Annotated in this window: 15 protein-coding genes and 1 pseudogene; 5 read left to right on the forward strand and 11 right to left on the reverse strand. The window is 59.5% G+C overall.

The features are described 5' to 3' along the window. Positions 1-9: 9 nt before the first annotated feature. From JTJ32_RS22975 to JTJ32_RS22995, 6 genes and pseudogenes are all read right to left on the reverse strand, one after another. Positions 10-1,806, reverse strand: a complete 1,797-nt coding sequence (locus JTJ32_RS22975; protein ID WP_210043400.1) for a methyl-accepting chemotaxis protein — start codon at positions 1,804-1,806, stop codon at positions 10-12. 178 nt (positions 1,807-1,984) lie between these two features. Beyond that, positions 1,985-2,848, reverse strand: a complete 864-nt coding sequence (locus JTJ32_RS26835; protein ID WP_408004621.1) for a methyl-accepting chemotaxis protein — start codon at positions 2,846-2,848, stop codon at positions 1,985-1,987. After that, positions 2,843-3,598, reverse strand: a pseudogene (locus JTJ32_RS26840) (MCP four helix bundle domain-containing protein); the annotation flags it as partial. The gene JTJ32_RS26835 and the pseudogene JTJ32_RS26840, both read right to left, overlap by 6 nt. A gap of 195 nt (positions 3,599-3,793) precedes the next feature. Then, the gene (locus JTJ32_RS22985; RefSeq protein ID WP_099226595.1) at positions 3,794-4,813 is read right to left on the reverse strand and encodes a TRAP transporter substrate-binding protein; all 1,020 of its coding nucleotides are present in this window, start codon (positions 4,811-4,813) and stop codon (positions 3,794-3,796) included. Between the two features lie 63 nt (positions 4,814-4,876). After that, positions 4,877-6,157, reverse strand: a complete 1,281-nt coding sequence (locus JTJ32_RS22990; RefSeq protein ID WP_210043401.1) for a TRAP transporter large permease subunit — start codon at positions 6,155-6,157, stop codon at positions 4,877-4,879. Beyond that, positions 6,154-6,711 (reverse strand): TRAP transporter small permease, encoded by a 558-nt coding sequence (locus tag JTJ32_RS22995; RefSeq protein WP_210043402.1) that lies wholly within the window; start codon positions 6,709-6,711, stop codon positions 6,154-6,156. Before JTJ32_RS22995 ends, JTJ32_RS22990 begins: the two co-directional genes overlap by 4 nt. 585 nt (positions 6,712-7,296) lie before the next feature. On the opposite strand from JTJ32_RS22995, the gene JTJ32_RS23000 reads away from it, so the two are divergent. Further along, on the forward strand, positions 7,297-8,247 hold the full coding sequence (locus JTJ32_RS23000; RefSeq protein WP_210043403.1) for a DNA/RNA non-specific endonuclease: 951 nt from the start codon (positions 7,297-7,299) through the stop codon (positions 8,245-8,247). A 27-nt stretch (positions 8,248-8,274) separates the two neighbouring features. Here JTJ32_RS23000 and JTJ32_RS23005 read toward each other — a convergent pair whose 3' ends face one another. The 4 genes from JTJ32_RS23005 to JTJ32_RS23020 form a co-directional block, all read right to left on the reverse strand. Next, on the reverse strand, positions 8,275-9,195 hold the full coding sequence (locus tag JTJ32_RS23005; RefSeq protein WP_099226592.1) for a substrate-binding domain-containing protein: 921 nt from the start codon (positions 9,193-9,195) through the stop codon (positions 8,275-8,277). Between the two features lie 17 nt (positions 9,196-9,212). Beyond that, positions 9,213-11,198 carry a methyl-accepting chemotaxis protein gene (locus tag JTJ32_RS23010; RefSeq protein WP_210043404.1) on the reverse strand — a complete coding sequence of 662 codons (1,986 nt, stop codon included), beginning with the start codon at positions 11,196-11,198 and terminating at the stop codon, positions 9,213-9,215. Between the two features lie 189 nt (positions 11,199-11,387). Then, positions 11,388-12,221 (reverse strand): DUF1206 domain-containing protein, encoded by an 834-nt coding sequence (locus JTJ32_RS23015; protein WP_004886498.1) that lies wholly within the window; start codon positions 12,219-12,221, stop codon positions 11,388-11,390. 111 nt (positions 12,222-12,332) lie between these two features. Beyond that, positions 12,333-13,424: an SMP-30/gluconolactonase/LRE family protein gene (locus tag JTJ32_RS23020; protein WP_210043405.1), complete on the reverse strand. Its 1,092-nt coding sequence runs from the start codon at positions 13,422-13,424 to the stop codon at positions 12,333-12,335. A 182-nt stretch (positions 13,425-13,606) separates the two neighbouring features. Between JTJ32_RS23020 and JTJ32_RS23025 the strand changes: the two genes are divergently transcribed. The 3 genes from JTJ32_RS23025 (at position 13,607) to JTJ32_RS23035 (ending at position 15,546) form a co-directional block, all read left to right on the forward strand. Further along, positions 13,607-13,978 (forward strand): hypothetical protein, encoded by a 372-nt coding sequence (locus JTJ32_RS23025; protein WP_210043406.1) that lies wholly within the window; start codon positions 13,607-13,609, stop codon positions 13,976-13,978. Between the two features lie 2 nt (positions 13,979-13,980). Beyond that, on the forward strand, positions 13,981-14,163 hold the full coding sequence (locus JTJ32_RS23030) for a DUF1289 domain-containing protein (RefSeq protein WP_099226588.1): 183 nt from the start codon (positions 13,981-13,983) through the stop codon (positions 14,161-14,163). 105 nt (positions 14,164-14,268) lie between these two features. Next, entirely contained in the window at positions 14,269-15,546 is a 1,278-nt protein-coding gene (locus JTJ32_RS23035; protein WP_210043469.1) for an MFS transporter, read from the forward strand. Here the strand turns inward: JTJ32_RS23035 and JTJ32_RS23040 are convergent. Then, entirely contained in the window at positions 15,533-16,279 is a 747-nt protein-coding gene (locus JTJ32_RS23040) for a carbon-nitrogen hydrolase family protein (RefSeq protein WP_408004619.1), read from the reverse strand. The genes JTJ32_RS23035 and JTJ32_RS23040 overlap by 14 nt on opposite strands. A 225-nt stretch (positions 16,280-16,504) precedes the next feature. Between JTJ32_RS23040 and JTJ32_RS23045 the strand changes: the two genes are divergently transcribed. After that, positions 16,505-17,806 (forward strand): Nramp family divalent metal transporter, encoded by a 1,302-nt coding sequence (locus JTJ32_RS23045; RefSeq protein ID WP_099226585.1) that lies wholly within the window; start codon positions 16,505-16,507, stop codon positions 17,804-17,806. Positions 17,807-17,846 lie beyond the last annotated feature (40 nt).

Raw genomic sequence — 17,846 nt, forward strand, 5'->3', positions numbered from 1 at the left:
CCCGACGTGTCAGCGGCCCAGCAACTGCGCCGCGTCGAAGCCCATCCGCAGGTTGCCCCAATGACGGCCTTCGAAGAAGAACGGTACATCGATCTCGGTCATGATTTCACCGGTATCGCGCAGGTAAGTCTGCAGCAGGAAACGCTGTTTGTTGCTTGCCGCTCGCAGGCCGACCGGGTCAGAGAACATCCGTTTGTTGCGACACACCGGCAAGTCAACGGCGCGATTGCCGGTCGGTTTCTGTGAAACCCAGCTGTTGTTGACCGGGCAATAACCCTTGCTATCGACAATGAACGAGACCTTGCCGCCTCGGGTGCCCTTGGTCAGTTTGTCGCATTCTTCCTGGCAGATCTGCGCGAATCGCTCGGTGTAACTGGTCATGTATTGCTTGGGATCGGTGCCGGGAATCAATTTGTAGTTGTGATCGAACAGATTGACGCCCTCCTTGTGCAGCACCGCGAGCCGCGCCTGCAAGGTATCGCGGCACTGACTGGCCCGCGTGATTGCAGCATCCAGTTCACCGTGCCCGAGCACGAACCGTCCCAGCAACGCCTGCACGCGCTCGGCAACACCGGACAGGTCGCGGGTGGCCGTCGCTGAATGCTGCATGCGCTGGTCGATGGCCTGGCTGTCCGCATAGATACGCGTGACCCGGTCGTTGATGCCCGTGTTGGTCGTGGCGAACTGCTGGATGTGGGAAGCAATGTCGGCAAGCTTGCCATTGGTCGACTCGAAGTCGACGATCATGCTTTCGAAATGACCCGACGCACGTTCCACGACCAATTGCGTTTCACGTGCGCTCTGACTGATCTGGGTGGTCTGCTCGTAGGTCGAGCTGACTTCCAGGAGCATCGCATCAATATTCTGCGAGATATCGTCCGTGGCTTTGCTGACGTTCTGCGCCAGGGTGCGCACCTCGTCGGCCACCACGGCAAAGCCGCGACCGCTTTCGCCGGCACGTGCCGCTTCGATGGCCGCGTTGAGGGCCAGCAGGTTGGTCTGCGAAGAAATCTGCTGGATCAGGCCGACGATGGACTTGATGCTCGACGAGCGCTGATTCAAGGCCGATACCAGCACGCCGAACTCGTTGAGGCTGCTGGATATCTGGCTGATGTTGCCGGTCACTTCCAGCAGTTCGGAATAGGAGCCGCGCGCCATGCTCAGGTTCTGGGCGGTGGTGCTGGAAATCCCCTGAGTCTGCTGCGACACGTCCTCGATGCTGCCTACCGCCATGTTGCTCTGATCCATGACCTCCTTGGCAAAGCGCGCCTGATCGGTTGCGCTGTCACTGGAATCACTGATGTTCTTGAGCGAGCGCGCCGACTCGACCGCGATCTGCACGGTCAGTGCCTGGATGCTGCTGATCACTTCGCGCTGCTTGGCCAGGAAGCGGTTGCAGGTGCTGGCCAGCACGCGGATTTCGTCGTGGGTCAGCAGTGGCAGATCCTTGGACAGATCGCCCTCGCCGTTGGCAATTTCTTCCAGCGCACCGGTCATGAACATCACAGGCCGCACAATGAGATGGCGCAGGTACCAGACCATGAAACCGACCATGCCCAGCGTGAACAGGGTGCTGATCAGAATGGCGTTGCTCAGCGCATCCAGCCGGCCTTCAATGCGCGCCAACACACCGGATTCCAGGTGCGCACTGCGCAACAACGTCACGATGTCGGCACGAACGGACAGCGCCACCCAATACAGCAGCGCACTGACGACAACCAGCAGGAAAAGGCTTGAGAGCTTTTTGGTCAAGGTGTTGAAAAACTGCTTTTCGACCGACTCGTACAAAGCCTTTAACGTTTGCATGCAGCAGCTCCTGGGCGCGGAAGGTATTCCGTTTGGATGGTTAACGTCTGTTAGTGCAAAAGCTTTAATGACCGGGGCGATCAGAACACTGGACGGTGTCCCTATCAGGCTCGACTACCGGCAAAAAAGCACAGAGTGGGCGGATCGGGAGATTACGCCAGATAATGGCTTATAGATATCAAAGCCGGAACCGGTCCACCGAACGCGAGAGCTGGACTGCCAGCGCGGACAACTCATCGGTGGTGGCCGCCGTCTGGCCGATGACCCGGCTGTTGTCCTCGGACATGCTGGCGATCATCTCCACCTGATGAGCAATTTCATTGCTGGCCAGGCTCTGTTCGCCAATCGTGCGGGTGATGTCGTTGACCAGATGCGTGGTGCTCAGCGTGGCATCAAGAATATCCCGGATGGCTTGCTGGACCTCGGCGGTCACCACCATACCTTTGTCGACCTGCACCACCCCGGCTTCCATGCTGGTCACCGCCTCGCGGGTGCTTTGTTGAATGCGGGCGACCATGCCGGTGATTTCCTGGGTCGATGCGCTGGTACGACCTGCCAGGCTGCGCACCTCGTCGGCCACCACGGCAAAGCCACGGCCCTGTTCACCGGCACGTGCCGCCTCGATGGCCGCGTTGAGCGCCAGCAGGTTGGTCTGGTCGGCAATGCTCTTGATCACCTGAATGATGTTGAAAATGGCTTCCGACTCCTTGTCGAGCGTGCGGATTACCTGCGCCGATTGCTGGGCCGAACGGGCAATGCCGTCCATGTCGCTGACCACCTGATGGATCACCCGTCCGCCATTCTTGGCCAGCGCCTCGGCCTGATTGGCCATCTCCCGTGCCTGTTCGGCATGACGCGTGATTTCTTCGATGCTGGCGGTCATTTCACTGGCGGCCGCCGACATGGTCGCTGCTGCCGAGCTTTGCTGCTGGCTGCTGCCCGCCACCGCGTGACAGCCGCTGCTCAATTGCCCGCTCATGCCGCTCACGCCATGGGCATTGCCGCGCACCACTTCGATCATGCCGCGCAGATCGCGCTGCATGACGGCAAGGCTGCGAATCAGCGCGCTCGCTTCATCACGGCTGCTCGGCTCGGCAATTGGTTCGCTGAGGTCGCCATGCGCAATGCTGTCAGCGATACGGCTGGCAGATTGCAAAGGGATCATGATGCTGCGAGTCGCCCAATGCCCTTGCGCAACCAGCAGTAACAGGCTGATGACCAGAACCACGCCGAGCGTGGTATTGGCGGTGTTGATCGCATCGCGGGTGACTTCGCCGCTGGCTTTCGAGTTGTCTTCGATCAGTTCGCTCAAAGTGGACATCTGGCCTTCAAGCTGAGTAAAGGCGGCAGAAAATGTACTCAGGTCCTGCTGGGCACGGTCAGGGCTGTCCAGCGCCAGGCCGACAATCCGCTCGCCTGCGCTGATGTAGGCATCGAGGCTCGGTTTGACCTTGTTCAGTTCGGCCTTGAGGGTGTCGCTGATGGGCAACTCCAGATTGTTACTCAGGACTTTGCGGAATTGCGTGGCATGCTCGCTGAGGGACGCCAGCACCTCTTCACGGGTGGTTTCACTCTTGCCCAGCCCGACCAGCATCGCCGACAGCACATCGGCGCGCAGGGCGTCGTGCATCATGTCGGCCTGTAGATGATTGCTCAGCGCAGTCATGCTGACCTCGTTATCGGTCATCGCGGCCGCCATCCGGTTGTTGCCCAGATAACTGACCAGACTGATGATCAGCACAGCCACTACCCCGGTGCCTATCAACAAGAACAAACGAAGTTTGATCGACATCCTGAAGCTCCCCTGCGGTCAATGAAATAACGCGAGCTGCGGATTGCTCTTATGCAAAGCTTATCGACGCCTGTTCACGGATATTTAAGACTATTTTCGCGGGGTTACCGGTTTAAATCGAAAAGGAGGTTTCGAGCGTGCAGCGTCAGGCCCGCAGGACGGGTTCTGACGCGGCGAAGGGTGCAGCTCGCTTCTTTACTGCGATGCGCGCGCTTTGGCGATTTCGTCGTACATCATCTTCACCAGGCCGGCATCCAGTTGCTGGGAAAACTCGTCGATGACAGGTTTTACGCGCTCACGAAAACGGTCTTTCTCGGCGGGAGAAATGTCGTTGACCGCAATCTGTTTCTCCAGATTGGCCCGGGCCTTGTCCATGCTTTCGGCCGTCACTTCACGCTGGAAGACCTGCGCCTTGGCGGCGGCGTCGCGAATCAACGCTTTCTCATCGTCGTTCAGGCGATTCCAGGTTTTCTGACTCATGATCAGCGACTGCGGGTTGAAGATGTGCCCGGTCGCCGACAGGTATTTCTGCACCTCGAAGAACTTGCTCCCTTCAATCACCGTGTAAGGGTTCTCCTGACCGTCGATGGTGTGCTGCTCAAGGCCGGTGTAGACCTCGGGAAACGCCATCGGCACCGGGTTGGCGCCGAGCGCCGAGAAGGTTTTCAGGTAGATCGGCGACTGAATGACGCGGATCTTCAGGCCTTGCATGTCCTCCAGGCGGGTGATCGGGTGCTTGCTGTTGGTCACATTGCGAAACCCCAGGTCCCAATAACCCAGGGCGACCAACCCTTTGCTGTCGAGTTGCGCGGAGAGCTTCTGGCCGACCGGACCGTCAATGACGGCATGCGCTTCCTTCACGTCGTTGAACAGAAATGGAAAGTCGAGCATCGCGAAGTCGGGCGCCTGAGCGGCGAGAATTCCGGAGTTGAGCACCGTGATATCGAGCGTGCCGCCCTGCAAGGCTGACACCGTCTGCACATCGCCGCCCAGCGTGCCGCCGGGGAACAGCCGTACCTTGATCTTGCCGCCACTGCTTTCACTCAGCAGATCGGCAAACTTCTGTGCACCCTGCCCTTGCGGATGTTCCTTGACGTTCTGGAAGGCGAACCGCAGCGTGCGCTCGCGAATCTCTGCCGCATGACTGGCCACACTCGCCAGCAACAGGCTGGTGGCACAGGCCCCGGCCAAAAGGGTTTTCATCAGTTTCTGCATGTCATTCTCCGGTCTTGTTATTGGAAATGGAGTGGTTGAAAGCCTTCGACGTCTGTCACCTCATCAACGGGTCAGGAAACTCAGGGGGACCAGGACCAGTTGCGGGAACAGCACCAATAAAAACAACACGACGAACTGCGCCAGCATGAACGGCCAGACGCCTCGGATGATCTCGTCCATGCTGATCTTCGAGACGCCGCACACCACGTTGAGCACCGTCCCCACGGGCGGCGTGATCAGACCGATGGCAGTGTTGATCAGAAACAGCACGCCGAAATACACGGGGTCGATACCGGCCATGGTCACCGCAGGCATCAGAACCGGCGTCAGAATCAGAATGGTCGGTGTCATGTCCATCACGGTGCCAACCAGAATCACCAGCAGCATGATCACCATCAGCAGCAGGGTCGGGTTGTCCATGAACGGCTCGAGCAACGCCGCCAACTGGTCAGGCAGCTCGGCGATCGTCACCAGCCACGACGAAACCATGGCCGCAGCGACCAGCAACATCACCACCGAGGTGGTCTTGGCGGACGACAGCACCAGTTCGTACAGTTGATTGATCTTCAGCTCGCGGTAGATCACCAGCGACACGAACAAGGCATAAACCGCTGCAACCACGGCCGCCTCAGTCGGTGTGAAAATACCGAACTTCAGGCCGAAGACGATGATCAGCGGCAAGCCCAGAGCCCATGAACCATCCACCAGCGTGCGCAGGATTTCCTTGCCGCTGCGCTTGGGTGGCGGTTCGACGTTTTCACTGCGCGAGACGAACCACCAGGCAACCGCCAGCGCCACACCGAGCATCAACCCCGGAACGATCCCGGCCAGAAACAGCTTCGAGATCGAGACACCGGACGCGACACCGAACACGATGAAGCCGATGCTCGGTGGAATGATCGGCGCAATGATGCCGCCCGCCGCAATCAGGCCGGCCGAATGCGAACGGTTGTGCCCGGCATGAACCATCATCGGTACCAGCAACGCGGCCAGTGCAGCAGCATCGGCCACCGCCGAGCCCGACAGCGAGGCCAGCAGACAGGAGGCAATGATCGCCACGTAACCCAGCCCGCCGCGCTTGTGCCCGACCAACGCCATGGCGATATTGACGATACGTTTGGACAAGCCTCCGGCGTTCATCACCTCGCCAGCCAGCATGAAGAACGGCACGGCCATCAACGGAAAGCTGTCAGCGCCATTGAGCAGGTTCTGGGCAATGATCTGCGCATCGAACAGGTCCAGATGCAGCATCAACGCAACGCTGACCAGCAGCAGCGCGAACGCAATCGGAATCCCCAGCGCCATGCTGCCCAGCAGCGATCCGAGAAAGATCATCAGGGTCATGGTCGATTACTCCGCGTGGCAGCAGGTGCATCGGATTTGACGACCGCGTCGGCTTCGTTTTCCCGAACCATGACCAGCGCCTCCTCGTCCAGCCGACCACTGAGCGCCAGATACAACTGATACAACAGGATCGCGGCAGCACTGACCCCGAACACCAGGCCCGCAGCGTAGAACACCGCCATCGAGAATCCGGACGCAGGCGCCACCACATGCAGGTTGATCACGGCCTGCTGCCAACTGCCGCTGGAAATCAGCCAGCAGATGTAGAGCATCAGCAGTTGGCTGGCGATCAGGCAGATGCGCCTGCCCATCGGTGGCAAGCGTTTGACCAGGCTGTCGAGGCCCAGGTGGCCTCGCTCTTTCATGGCCACCAGCGCGCCGAGGAAGATCATCCACACGAAGAACCAGCGTGAGAGTTCTTCCGACACGCTGATGCCGGAGTTGAATGCATAGCGCAGCACGACGTTGCCGAACACCAGCACAACCATGGCCACCATGCACAGCACGATCAACAGTTTGAGCAGCTTGAAATACAGATCGACGATTTTCGTCATTGGCCAGACCTCGCAGATGCACAAGAGCCAGCGCAGCAGCCAGACACCCTGAAAGCCCTGCGTGAAAGGGGCTCCATGTGATGGATCTGCGCTGAAGCGGATGGGCGAATCGGACAACTACTGCGAGCGTATCCAGCCAATGCCTGCATATCGGCATCGAACGTTAACGAAGGGTGAAGGTAAAACGGAAAGGATCAATCCCTGGAGCATGACGGTGTGCCTCGATTGTTTTTATTGTGTTCCTGCCTGGAACGGCACAGGCGGATATACAGTAAAAATGTACCAGCCGGTTAATAACGTCAATGTGTTTTTGATCGGGGTGCGGTCGATCGAACCGCGATTTCAGCGAGCTTCGTCCTCGAATAGCGGCCAAAAGCGACGATTCGTGCCGAATAAATATTTTCTTCGTGTGGGCACGTCGCAAACTTGCGCATAAAACCGGGCGATTATCGGATAAGAATGACGAGGATTGCGGTGATTGGCGGCAGTCGGCAATTGCGTCCAGCCAAGCGCAACCTGACGCAGCGCTGTCATGGGTCTATGGTGAACTGAACGCAATCCACGCCCACCGCAGGAGAAAGCGCAGTGCCTGACAAGACTTTGAAAGCCGATCTGACCTATCGCCCTCGCCTCGCCGACCTTACCCCACTCAACCCGCCTGCCGGACTGCTCGCATCCCAGGCTGAGCCGTTGGTGGCCCCACGCACCACGCCTGCCAGCGATCTGAAGTCGCGCAAAGGTTATGCGGAGAATTTTCTGGGCGACTTCGTCGTGCCCTGGCCCGTGCCGGACACTGAACTGGCCGCCGACGTCTATCCCCTGAAGAACGCCGGGGATCGCCTGGATTACATGCACTTCTCCATCACCATGTCGCGCAGTCGCCGTCTGGCGCTCTACGTGGGCGTGAACATTGATGGCGACAGCAGTGTGGAGGTGAAGCGCAGCAACGACGCGTGGTCATACGACGGCCGACTGCCTGCCGAGGCGCAGATTGGCGAAAGCCTGTATGCCAGCAACCTGCTGGACCGCGGGCATCTGGTTCGGCGGCAGGACCCGAACTGGGGCAAGGACGCGCAAACCGCCAATGCCGACACCTTCCATTTCACCAACTGCTCACCACAGATGAGCGCGTTCAACCAGAAGACCTGGCTGGAGCTGGAGGACTACATTCTTGATAACACCCGCCGCTGGAAATCTCGGGTAACGGTATTCAGCGGCCCCATCCTGCGCGATGACGACCGCAGCTACCGTAACGTCAAAATCCCTTCGGCTTTCTGGAAGGTTGTGGCGTTTCTCGGCGACGACGGCAAGCCTTCCGCCAGCGCTTACATGATCGATCAGAGCCGCGAACTGGGCGACTTGAGCATCGTGTTCGGCCAGCTCAAGACCTGGCAACGCAGTGTGGCGCAGATCGAAAAGCTCACCGGCATCGACTTCGGCAAACTCGCGGACTATGACGGTTTCTCCAACGAGGAGCGACTGACCGGTACCCGTATCGAAGCGCAGATTCGCGGGCCACAGGACATCCGGCTGTAAGTAACCGTCGGACGCCCTGCTCGTGCATCACTCGAACTGCTGGCGGTTTTCCGGGGTGATCAGCTTGAACGGCACCCAGATCACCGGAGACGCCAGCGTTTCGCCTCGCGCCATGCTCAATGCCGCGTCCACGGCACCGTTGGCCTGACCGACCGCATCCTGAAACACACTCACCGCCAGCTTGCCCTCCGCCATCAGCTTCAGTCCGTCAGGCGTGCCATCAATGCCGCCCACCAGATAGTCACTCGCGTTCTTGCCAGCCTTTTCCAGCCCCATAATCGCGCCAATGGCCATTTCATCGTTGTTGGCAGCAATGATCGAAAAGTCCACACCCTGCTTGACCCAGTCGATGACGATGGTCGCGGCCTGGCTGCGTTCCCAGTTACCGATTTTCTTCTGCACGACCTTCATGTTCGGGTATTTGGCGACCACCTTTTCCACGTCTTCAGTGCGCATGACCGACGATTTATTGCTGGGATCGCCCACCAGAATCACCACGTTGCCCTTGTAGTTGGCACGCCGTGCGAGTTCTTCCGCCTGCAGCGTGCCGGATTCCAGTTCGTCTGAACCGACGAACGCCGTCTGCGGCGGCCACTTGGCGGGCTCGGGATTGCGATTGACGAACACCAGCGGAATCTTTGCCTCGTTGGCCAGCCGCATCATCTCCGGCGCGCTTTTGCCGTTGACCATCGCGACGACAATGGCGTCGACTCTGGAGCTCACCAGATTACGGAACTGGCGCATCTGCAGCTCCACATTGTCCTGGCCGTTCTCCATGAAGATATCGGCGTCGAGCACCGCAATCTGTTTCTCCACACCGTGACGCAGGATGGTCTGGAAGTTGTCGTTGTACTTGGCCATGCCGACGCCGACCAAAGGGGTGCTGGCGTACGCCAGACTGGCGGCCAGCAGGCTGGCACTCAGGGAAATCGTTAACCATTGCTTCATGTTCTGACTCCCGGGCATCAAACGCTGAAATGATGGAGCAGCTCGCGCTGATCCCTGGCCATTTTCGACAGGTCCTGGCTGCTGCTGGCCGACTGTTCGGCACCGTCAGCGGCCTGTTGGGCAGAGTCGTTGATGTGCGTGACCATGCGACTGGTTTCCTGCACCGTCGCGCTCTGCTCTTCGGTAGCAGCGGCAATCTGGATGTTCATGTCACGGATGGTGCCTACCGCCTCGCCCATTTCCTGCAACAGCTCATCCGCGCCGGACGCCAGGGTGACGCAGTGATTGGACTGGATCTGGCTTTCGTTCATGACCTGCACCGCAGAATGAATCTTGCTCTGCATCTGACCGATCATTTCCTGGATTTCACTGGTGGACGTCTGGGTGCGACTGGCAAGCGATCGGACTTCATCGGCCACCACCGCAAACCCGCGACCCTGCTCGCCCGCACGTGCGGCTTCAATGGCGGCGTTGAGGGCCAGCAGGTTGGTCTGCTCGGCGATGGTACGAATCGCATCGACAATACCGTCGATGTTCTGGCCGTACTTCTGCAACTCGTCGGTCACCGCCGACGCCTTGTTGACCTGCTCGGCCTGTTGGCGAATGTTGACGATGGTTTCAGCCACACGCTGTTGAACCTTTTCGTTCAGCTCGCTGGTGCTGTCCACTGCGCTACGGGTGTCCTGGGCACGCCGGGCGACTTCCTCGACCGTGCTTTCCATCTCGTTCATGGCCGAAGCGGCCGAATGCAGGCGATCCTTCTGTTCATCGACCACCCGCGTGGTCCGCTCGCTGATCTGGGCATTGTTGCTGGCGGTCAACGCCAATGTATCGGCCGAGCCGATCAGCTCGCGGAAGGTTTGTTGCAGGGACTGGGTGAACTCGTTCAGATAGCCACCCAGCTCGCCGAACTCATCCTTGCGGCTGACATCGAAGCGCACGCGCATGTCGCCTGTGCTCAGGGTTTTCAGTACCTCGCGGAACGCAGCCAGCGGGCGACGCAGACTGAAGGCCACCCAGATCCCGATCACGACCGCTGCCAGTACCGCCAGAATGCAGGCGACGAGCAACAGGCTCAGGCTGGTGGCGATCGTCGAGTCGGCGCCCTCCTTGGCCTCGTTGGCAACCGCCAGCGACTGGTTGCCGAACTCGCCGATCTTGTCCAGCGTGGCTTGAAGGCGTGCTTCGGCGGCCTGACGCTGTTTGCCGACCTGATCAGCCAGCGCCGCTTCCTGACGATAGGCCTGATAGACGCCGTCGGCGCCGGTCAGGTCATTGAGCAGACGGTTGACCATCACCCCGGCAATACGCCCGGCGCGAGGGTCGACAGCGGTCAGTTCGCGAGCGCGGGTGCTGATCACTTCGTCCTGCAGATTGAGCAAACGCTGCAAGGTTTGCATATCAGGCGTCGCAGCGTGCGCGGCCAGACCTTCATAGGACTTGCCCACTTCCAGCAGCAACTTCTCGGCCGCGGCGACGTTGTCGGCAGAACCGGTGTTGCGCTCGCGGGCAATATAGTCACGCAGGTAACTGGTCAACTGGACGCCCTGACTGCTGCTGTAGCCCTGCAGGACGCGGGTCTGCAACATCTGGATGACGTGTTGACGGTGGCTGGCGATCAGGGTCTGCGCTTGCTCGGCATAGGCCGCGCTGAGCTGCCGCTCCTGTGTCAGGTTGTCCCGCAGCGCGGCGCGGTCGCCGATATAGGCAGACGTACTGTCGAGCAACTGATTGAAACGCGCCATGCTGTCGTTGAACGGCTGCTTGCCGTCATCGATCTGCTTCGGATCATTGCTGACCAGCACGCCCAACAGCGCTTGGTTGGCGCGCAAGACGTGAACGTACAGCTCGCTCGCTGCACGGCTCAACGGTGCCGATTGCCCCGTGATCACGGTCAGACGGTCGCTTATCGAATGGGTGCTCTGATAGCTGATACTCACCATGGCGAGTAACAGCACCACCAGCACGGCAAACCCACCAATCACTCGCTGAAGAATGGTCATGGCTGTCCTCTTTTGTTTTTATGGTGCGCCGGGTGCAGTGCGCGGTGACGCAGGGGCGTCAGCGCGCAAATGAGTCGGAGCTCAAAAAAGGGTGTCGGCTGGGGAATAGGCGACTTGAGGCAGGGTTCACACTATTTCATGTTGCTCGGGAAGTGCCTGACATCGCCTCAGGCACTGCCTTGATGAAGATCAGCGGAAGTGTCGCGCAACCGCTTCAGGCGCATCGGGTACATCCATGTTGATGCGACGCCACGCCGCCTGGGCAAAGCTGTACACCGAAAATGCAATCAGCCCGAGCGCCACGATCAGCAGCACCAGACCGCCTGCCGGAAGATCCTGCAAACCGTTGAGCGCATCTTTCATGCCTGGCGGATGCATCGCCTGGTAGCTGGAACCGCTCACGGCAAGCAATACCGCGATCTCGATGAAAGCCACACCCCGCGCAATCAGACCGAAGCGCGAGACAGGACGCACGTAGCGCATGACGTCTTCGTCGGCCTCGAAGTACTTTTCGAACGACGCCTTGTAGCCCTTGATGATGTGCACAATGCCCAGTGCCAGCGGCACCAGCGCCACAACGTAAACGAGCAGGTTGGAGTGGTCCCAGGACAGGATCGACTGCAGCAGATCCTGCGTCTGACCACCGCCCGAACCCCCTGAACTTTTCAGACCGCTGATCAAAAGGCCTGCAGCGAAGAACGCCAGTGCGCCATAGGTGAAACCGCCAACCAGCAGACCGCCACGAATCACCAGCCCCTTGAGTTCGCGTCCATGATGATCGACATCGCGGGTCGCTTGCAGCACACGCCAGGCGGCGAATGCGAGCAGGCCGACCACGACAATCCCGACCAGTACGTTACCGAACGGCTGACTCAACAAGGCCTCGAGGCTGCTGTGACTGTCTGCGGGTTGTGAAGAACCCTGCGCCGCCAGCACGGCAAACAGACCGATGATTAGATAGACAACACCACGAGCGGCGTAACCGCCTCGTGCAAGCATGACAAGGCTGCGTTGCGCAGACATAAGGACCTTCCCTGAAAAGAGTGATACACGAACAGACCCGTGACCACTCCAGGGGTTCGAAGCAATTGAGGTGCAGCGCGAAATGAATCGCTCTGCACCCTTTACGTCGCATCAGGCGAAGGTCGCGCCTCGGGCATTGACGAACACCGAGTACAGCGAATGGCTACTGGCCATGAACAGCCGATTGCCTTCCCGACCGCCGAAGCAGACATTGGCGCAACGTTCCGGAAGCGTGATGTGGCCGATGGCCTTGCCCTGCGGATTGAACACCCGCACCCCATCGAGCTTTTCCAGGTCGGCCTGCGGATTGCCGTTGCCGCCCCAACCACACCACAGGTTGCCGTTCTCGTCGCATTTTATGCCGTCGATGGCGGCGTAATCCACACCCTCGACATGCTTGCGACGCGCGCCCAGCGTGCCGTCATCATTGACCGCGATAGCCCAGATGATGCCATTGGGTTTGGCGCGACCTTCGACGACATATAAGGTCTTCTCATCCGGCGCGAAACACAGGCCGTTCGGCCCGGCCAGATCATCGACCACCCGGCTGACCTTGCCGTCGGCCGGATCAATGCGGTACACACCGAATGGCTGCGACTGCGGCACCTTGTGGCCTTCGTAGTCGCTGTTGGCCTGGAACATGGGATCGGTAAACCAGATCGAACCGTCGCGCTTGCAGACGATGTCGTTCGGCGAATTGAAAGGCTTGCCTTCGAAACTGTCGGCCAGCACGGTGATGCGCCCGTTGTATTCGGTGCGTGTGACGCGTCGCCCTTCCTGGGTGGTCGATGACCCTTCGCAGACCAGCAGACGTCCCTGACGATCACGGCACATGCCGTTGGAGAAATTGGAGTGCTCGCGGTACACCGACAGACTGCCGGTGACCTCATCCCAGCGCATGATGCGGTTGTTGGGGATATCGCTGACCAGCAGGTAGCGACCATCGCCCACCCATACCGGCCCTTCGGCCCAACGCATGCCGGTCGCGAGCCGTTCGACGCTGGCATTGAAAATGCGCAGCTCCATGAAGCTGTCGTCCAGCACGTTGACCAAGGGGTCGGGGTAACGCTGGGTCAGTGGCTCGGCGACGGAAAAACGTGGCAATGCGCCAATGGCCGCAACGGTCGCCGAGACCGCCAGCGACTTCTTCAGAAATCCCCGACGGCCCTGATCGGTAGCGGTAGCTGCTTGAGAAAAATCCATATGTGCGTCCCTTTTTATTTTTAGAGGAATGACATCGCACCTTCGACGGTGCCCAGGCAGTAGGACAGCGTCAAGGTCGCTCAAGTGCGATGTGCATTCGACAATGAACAGGCTGGGGCTTGAAACCACAATCAGGTATCGTGCTGCGCCTTCATTCATCTCATTTTTCGAGGAATTCAGGCATGCCGTCGAGCAAACGCGAACAGGCACGTACCGAACGACGCTTGATTGCAGCGCTGACACAGGCCTGCGAGACGGCTAAATCGGAGATCGCGGGCTTCTGCTGGCTGACCCACGAAGTCGACTACGCGAACTTCCCGGAAAGTCTTCAGGTGATCTGGGCATTCGATACCGTGGCGGCAAAGGATCAGGCATTGAGCCAGGGGCTGGGTCAACGCATGATCGAGTTGACTGCCCAGGCGCTGGAAGAATCCGCGATCACGCTGACGACGTTGCCCGGACACGTGCATTTCGACAGCGAAGAGCAGTGCCTGCGCGAGAACGGCGGCAATTGGGAGCTGCGGCTTTCACGTCAATACGCCAAACGAGGTTGACCATGGCCAAGGACATCGAAAACCCATGCATTTCCGTGTGCCAGCTCAGCGGTGATCTGTGCGTAAGTTGCGGCCGTACCAAGGAAGACATTCGCAAATGGAAGCGCATGAAACGTCCGGAAAAAATGGCCGCTGTGCAACGCGCTGCTCAGCGCATGAAGAGCCTGCAGAAAAAGACTGTCTGACACTGCTTATTCATGAAACATGCTGAAACTTCTTTAAAACGGCTCAGGTCTGTATTTCCCGTGGCTCAGTGGGTTGGAGTCTGACGAATTACGAGAATGCTCGCCTTGGCCAGTCATGCAGATCGCCGCAATACCCTGTCTCTGGATAGCCTGAACTTTTTCCTCGCCGATGTCCGCGACGGACTGGGGCCCTACCTCGCCATTTACCTGTTGGCGGTCCACAAATGGGACCCGGCCAGCATCGGCGTGGTGATGACCATCGCGGGCATTGCCGGGCTGGTGACCCAAACACCTGCGGGTGCCCTGATCGACCGCACGACCTACAAACGCGCCATCATTGCCGCCGCTGCGTTACTCGTCACCCTGAGTTGCCTGGTGCTGCCGTTCACCTCCTCTTTCACGCTGGTGGCGCTGACTCAGGCACTGAGCAGCGTCGCTGCATCGGTCTTCGCCCCGGCCATCGCCGCCATTTCGCTGGGTATTACCGGACCGCGCGCTTTCACCCGACGCACCGGGCGCAATGAAACCTTCAACCACGCAGGTAATGCGTGCGCAGCACTGTTGGCCGGAGGATTCGCGTACCTGTTCGGTCCGGTAGCCGTGTTCTATCTCATGGCCGCCATGGCGCTGGCCAGCATCGTTGCTGTCAGCTTCGTTTCCGCCGACGCGATCAACCATGATGTGGCGCGAGGTTTCGATGCCAGTCATAAAATCCATGACGGTGCGCCATCGGGCCTGAAGGCCTTGCTGAGCAACAAGCCGCTGCTGTTGTTCGGCATCTGCTGCGCCCTCTTCCACTTGGCAAACGCCGCGATGCTGCCGCTGGTGAGCCAGAAGCTTTCGCAGATCAACATGCAGATGGCCACGCCGCTGACCTCGGCCTGTATCGTTGCTGCGCAACTGGTCATGGTTCCGGCGGCTTTGCTGGTGGGTGTGAAAGCGGACGTGTGGGGCCGCAAACCCTTGTTGCTGGCAGGTTTTCTGATCCTGCCGATTCGTGGCGTGCTCTACACGTTGTCTGACGATCCCTACTGGCTGGTTGCGGTGCAGATGCTCGACGGCATCGGTGCCGGCCTGTTCGGGGCGTTGTTCCCGTTGATGGTCAAGGACCTGACACAGGGCACCGGCCGCTTCAACGTCAGCCTGGGAGCGCTGTCGACGATGTTCGGTCTCGGAGCTGCGCTGAGCAACAGCCTGGCAGGTTTCGTGGTGCATTCGGCGGGTTACAGTGCCGCGTTCCTGACCCTGGCAGGGGTGGCTGCGGCGGCGTTCTGTCTGTTGTGGTTCGCCGTACCGGAAACCCTTACCCAGTCCGAGCGGAACTCCAATGGAAAGGGCCCGACCGATTCCGACCCTGACACAGTGACCGTCACACCAGCCTGATTGTCTGCACCTGCCAGCCGTGCGGCTGGCAGGTCGCGATTACCAGTCCATTTCCTGCCCCTTCCAGACCGCCTGTCCAACGGCCCTGTTCGTCCCACAGACCGCTGCGCCCGGCCGATTCCCAACCGCCGGTAGGTCCGCCGTGGTTGGCCATCAGAACAGGTAAACCGTGACGTCGGGCATGGCCTTGCAGCAGTGCTGCGTCGTTTTCGTAGCCGCCAGGGGAGATCAGCACGCTGGCCGCGTACACCCAGGCCTTCCCCGCCGCCATGCGGTGTACGTGTTCGGGATGACTGAAGTCGGCGCACACGCACAGACCGATCAGTCGCTGCCCCAGTGGCAGGAAACCGTCTGTTGATCCGGCACTGAACACTGCGTCCTCGCCGGGGTGCAGGTATTGCTTGGCGTACGCGATGACCTTGCCCTCCGCGGTGAAGGTCAGCGCCCCAATGTGGACGGTGTCGTTCGGCCCTTTCAACGGGATGCCGACGGTGGTAGCCAGATTCAACTGCATCGCCAACAAGCGGATGGGCTCGAGACGACTGCTATGAGGGTCGCAGGCCAGTTCATGGGCAATGTCCGGCTCGTAGCCGGTCAGGGACAGCTCGGGGAACAGCAGGTAATCGGCACCTTGTTCTGCGGCACGGCGCATGAAGGTCAGGTGGCCATCGAGATTGTGCGCAATATGGCCCCGGTCGGAATGGAATTGCGCGGCGGCAAGTATCGGGGGCATGGCAGTCTCCATGAATTGTTCGGCAGGTCAGCGATCCGTCCGGGGGCATTGTGCACGAACTTCCGACCGGACGCGGAGCGCCTTGAAAGGCGTTACCACACAGTACGTGGGAGCAACCTGCATTCATATGAAGTTACATTTCAATCCCCCACGCACGTTGTACGACGTCTTATCTTATCTGCGACTGTCTTTCGTCTCACTACAATAACAATGGAGATTCGACACATGCCCGGCAGCCCCTCGATTGAAGAAAAGGTGACGCCCGTCGCAGAGCCCCGTTTGAAAAAGCTCGCCAAGCTATTGGGACCCGGCATCATCGCCGTGTTGTCCTGGCTAGGCGCGGGCGACCTGATCACGTCTTCGGTTGCCGGTGCGAGTTACGGTTACGCGATGATGTGGGTGCTGGCGGTTTCGCTGCTGCTCAGGTTTCTGATCGTCAACATCATTGCCCGCTTCCAGCTCTGTAATAACCAGGGCATGACCATCCTGCAGGGCTACGCGCAACTGCATCCGTTCTTCGCCTGGTTCATGCTGGCGTACGCACTACTGATGGGCCATCTGATCAACGCCTACATGATCAAGGGCGCTGGCGAGGCGCTCGCCATGTTGCTGCACATCAACCAGCCGCTGCTCTGTTCGGTCGCGGTGGTGATTGCCGTGTGGTTGCTGGTCGGACGCAACATTTACACGATGATAGAAGGCGTGATGAAAGTCCTGCTGGCGATCATGACGCTGGCCTTTCTGACTCTGGCGATCATGTCCGGGCCAGATGTCACCGGCATTATCAAGGGCACCATCGGTTTCAGTATCCCGCCCGATGAAGGCGTGCATGGCGCGCTGCTGGTCGCGGTGTCGGTCATCGGAGCCGTGGCCGGTTCCATCGCCAACTTCGTTCATCCTTACGTGATGCGCGAAAAGGGCTGGGTCGGTCCGCAACACAAACGCATTCAGCGCAACGACCTGCTGTTCGCGGTCATCGTCGGTATCGTCATCAATCTGGCGATCTGGGTGGTAGGCGTCGAGATTCTGCGTCCAAACGGCATTCAGGTGAACACGCTGGGCGATCTGGGCAAGGCGCTGGAATTGTTCTTCGGTCCGCTGGGCTGGTACATCTTCTTCGTCGGCGTGTTCGCCACGCTGTTCGCCAGTATTTCCGGCAAGACCACAGCGTTCCCGATGCTCATCACCGACGCATTTCAGCACATCCGTCCGCAACGCCGTGCACGCTACGGCAAAGAGTTTCACCGTGACCCGATGCACAAGTGGTTCATGCTGTTCATTCTGGTGACACCACTGATCTGGTCGTTGCCAGGCATGCCGGATTTCGTGACCCTGACGCTGGGCGTCAACGCGCTGAACATCGTCGGCCTGCCAATTATCTCGCTGGGCCTGCTGATCATGTCCAACCAGAAATCCCTGCTGACCAAGGAATACCGCAACAACCTGTTCGAAAACATTGCGCTGACCTTCGCCACAGGTCTGGCGCTGTGGGTCGCGTTCCAACTGGGAGCAGATCTGCTGGGGTAATCTGGCCGTGATCAGGCGCAGTGAGCCCTCCGGCTCATTG

Source organism: Pseudomonas alliivorans (genome assembly GCF_017826695.1).
Classification (GTDB): domain Bacteria; phylum Pseudomonadota; class Gammaproteobacteria; order Pseudomonadales; family Pseudomonadaceae; genus Aquipseudomonas; species Aquipseudomonas alliivorans.

Excerpts from the sequence above, each read along its gene's own strand:
- JTJ32_RS22975 (WP_210043400.1), bottom strand. The coding sequence starts at position 1,806 with ATGCAAACGTTAAAGGCTTTGTACGAGTCGGTCGAAAAGCAGTTTTTC.
- JTJ32_RS26835 (WP_408004621.1), bottom strand. The coding sequence starts at position 2,848 with ATGCAGCGCGATCTGCGCGGCATGATCGAAGTGGTGCGCGGCAATGCC.
- JTJ32_RS22985 (WP_099226595.1), bottom strand. The coding sequence starts at position 4,813 with ATGCAGAAACTGATGAAAACCCTTTTGGCCGGGGCCTGTGCCACCAGC.
- JTJ32_RS22990 (WP_210043401.1), bottom strand. The coding sequence starts at position 6,157 with ATGACCCTGATGATCTTTCTCGGATCGCTGCTGGGCAGCATGGCGCTG.
- JTJ32_RS22995 (WP_210043402.1), bottom strand. The coding sequence starts at position 6,711 with ATGACGAAAATCGTCGATCTGTATTTCAAGCTGCTCAAACTGTTGATC.
- JTJ32_RS23005 (WP_099226592.1), bottom strand. The coding sequence starts at position 9,195 with ATGAAGCAATGGTTAACGATTTCCCTGAGTGCCAGCCTGCTGGCCGCC.
- JTJ32_RS23010 (WP_210043404.1), bottom strand. The coding sequence starts at position 11,198 with ATGACCATTCTTCAGCGAGTGATTGGTGGGTTTGCCGTGCTGGTGGTG.
- JTJ32_RS23015 (WP_004886498.1), bottom strand. The coding sequence starts at position 12,221 with ATGTCTGCGCAACGCAGCCTTGTCATGCTTGCACGAGGCGGTTACGCC.
- JTJ32_RS23020 (WP_210043405.1), bottom strand. The coding sequence starts at position 13,424 with ATGGATTTTTCTCAAGCAGCTACCGCTACCGATCAGGGCCGTCGGGGA.
- JTJ32_RS23025 (WP_210043406.1), top strand. The coding sequence starts at position 13,607 with ATGCCGTCGAGCAAACGCGAACAGGCACGTACCGAACGACGCTTGATT.
- JTJ32_RS23030 (WP_099226588.1), top strand. The coding sequence starts at position 13,981 with ATGGCCAAGGACATCGAAAACCCATGCATTTCCGTGTGCCAGCTCAGC.
- JTJ32_RS23040 (WP_408004619.1), bottom strand. The coding sequence starts at position 16,279 with ATGCCCCCGATACTTGCCGCCGCGCAATTCCATTCCGACCGGGGCCAT.
- JTJ32_RS23045 (WP_099226585.1), top strand. The coding sequence starts at position 16,505 with ATGCCCGGCAGCCCCTCGATTGAAGAAAAGGTGACGCCCGTCGCAGAG.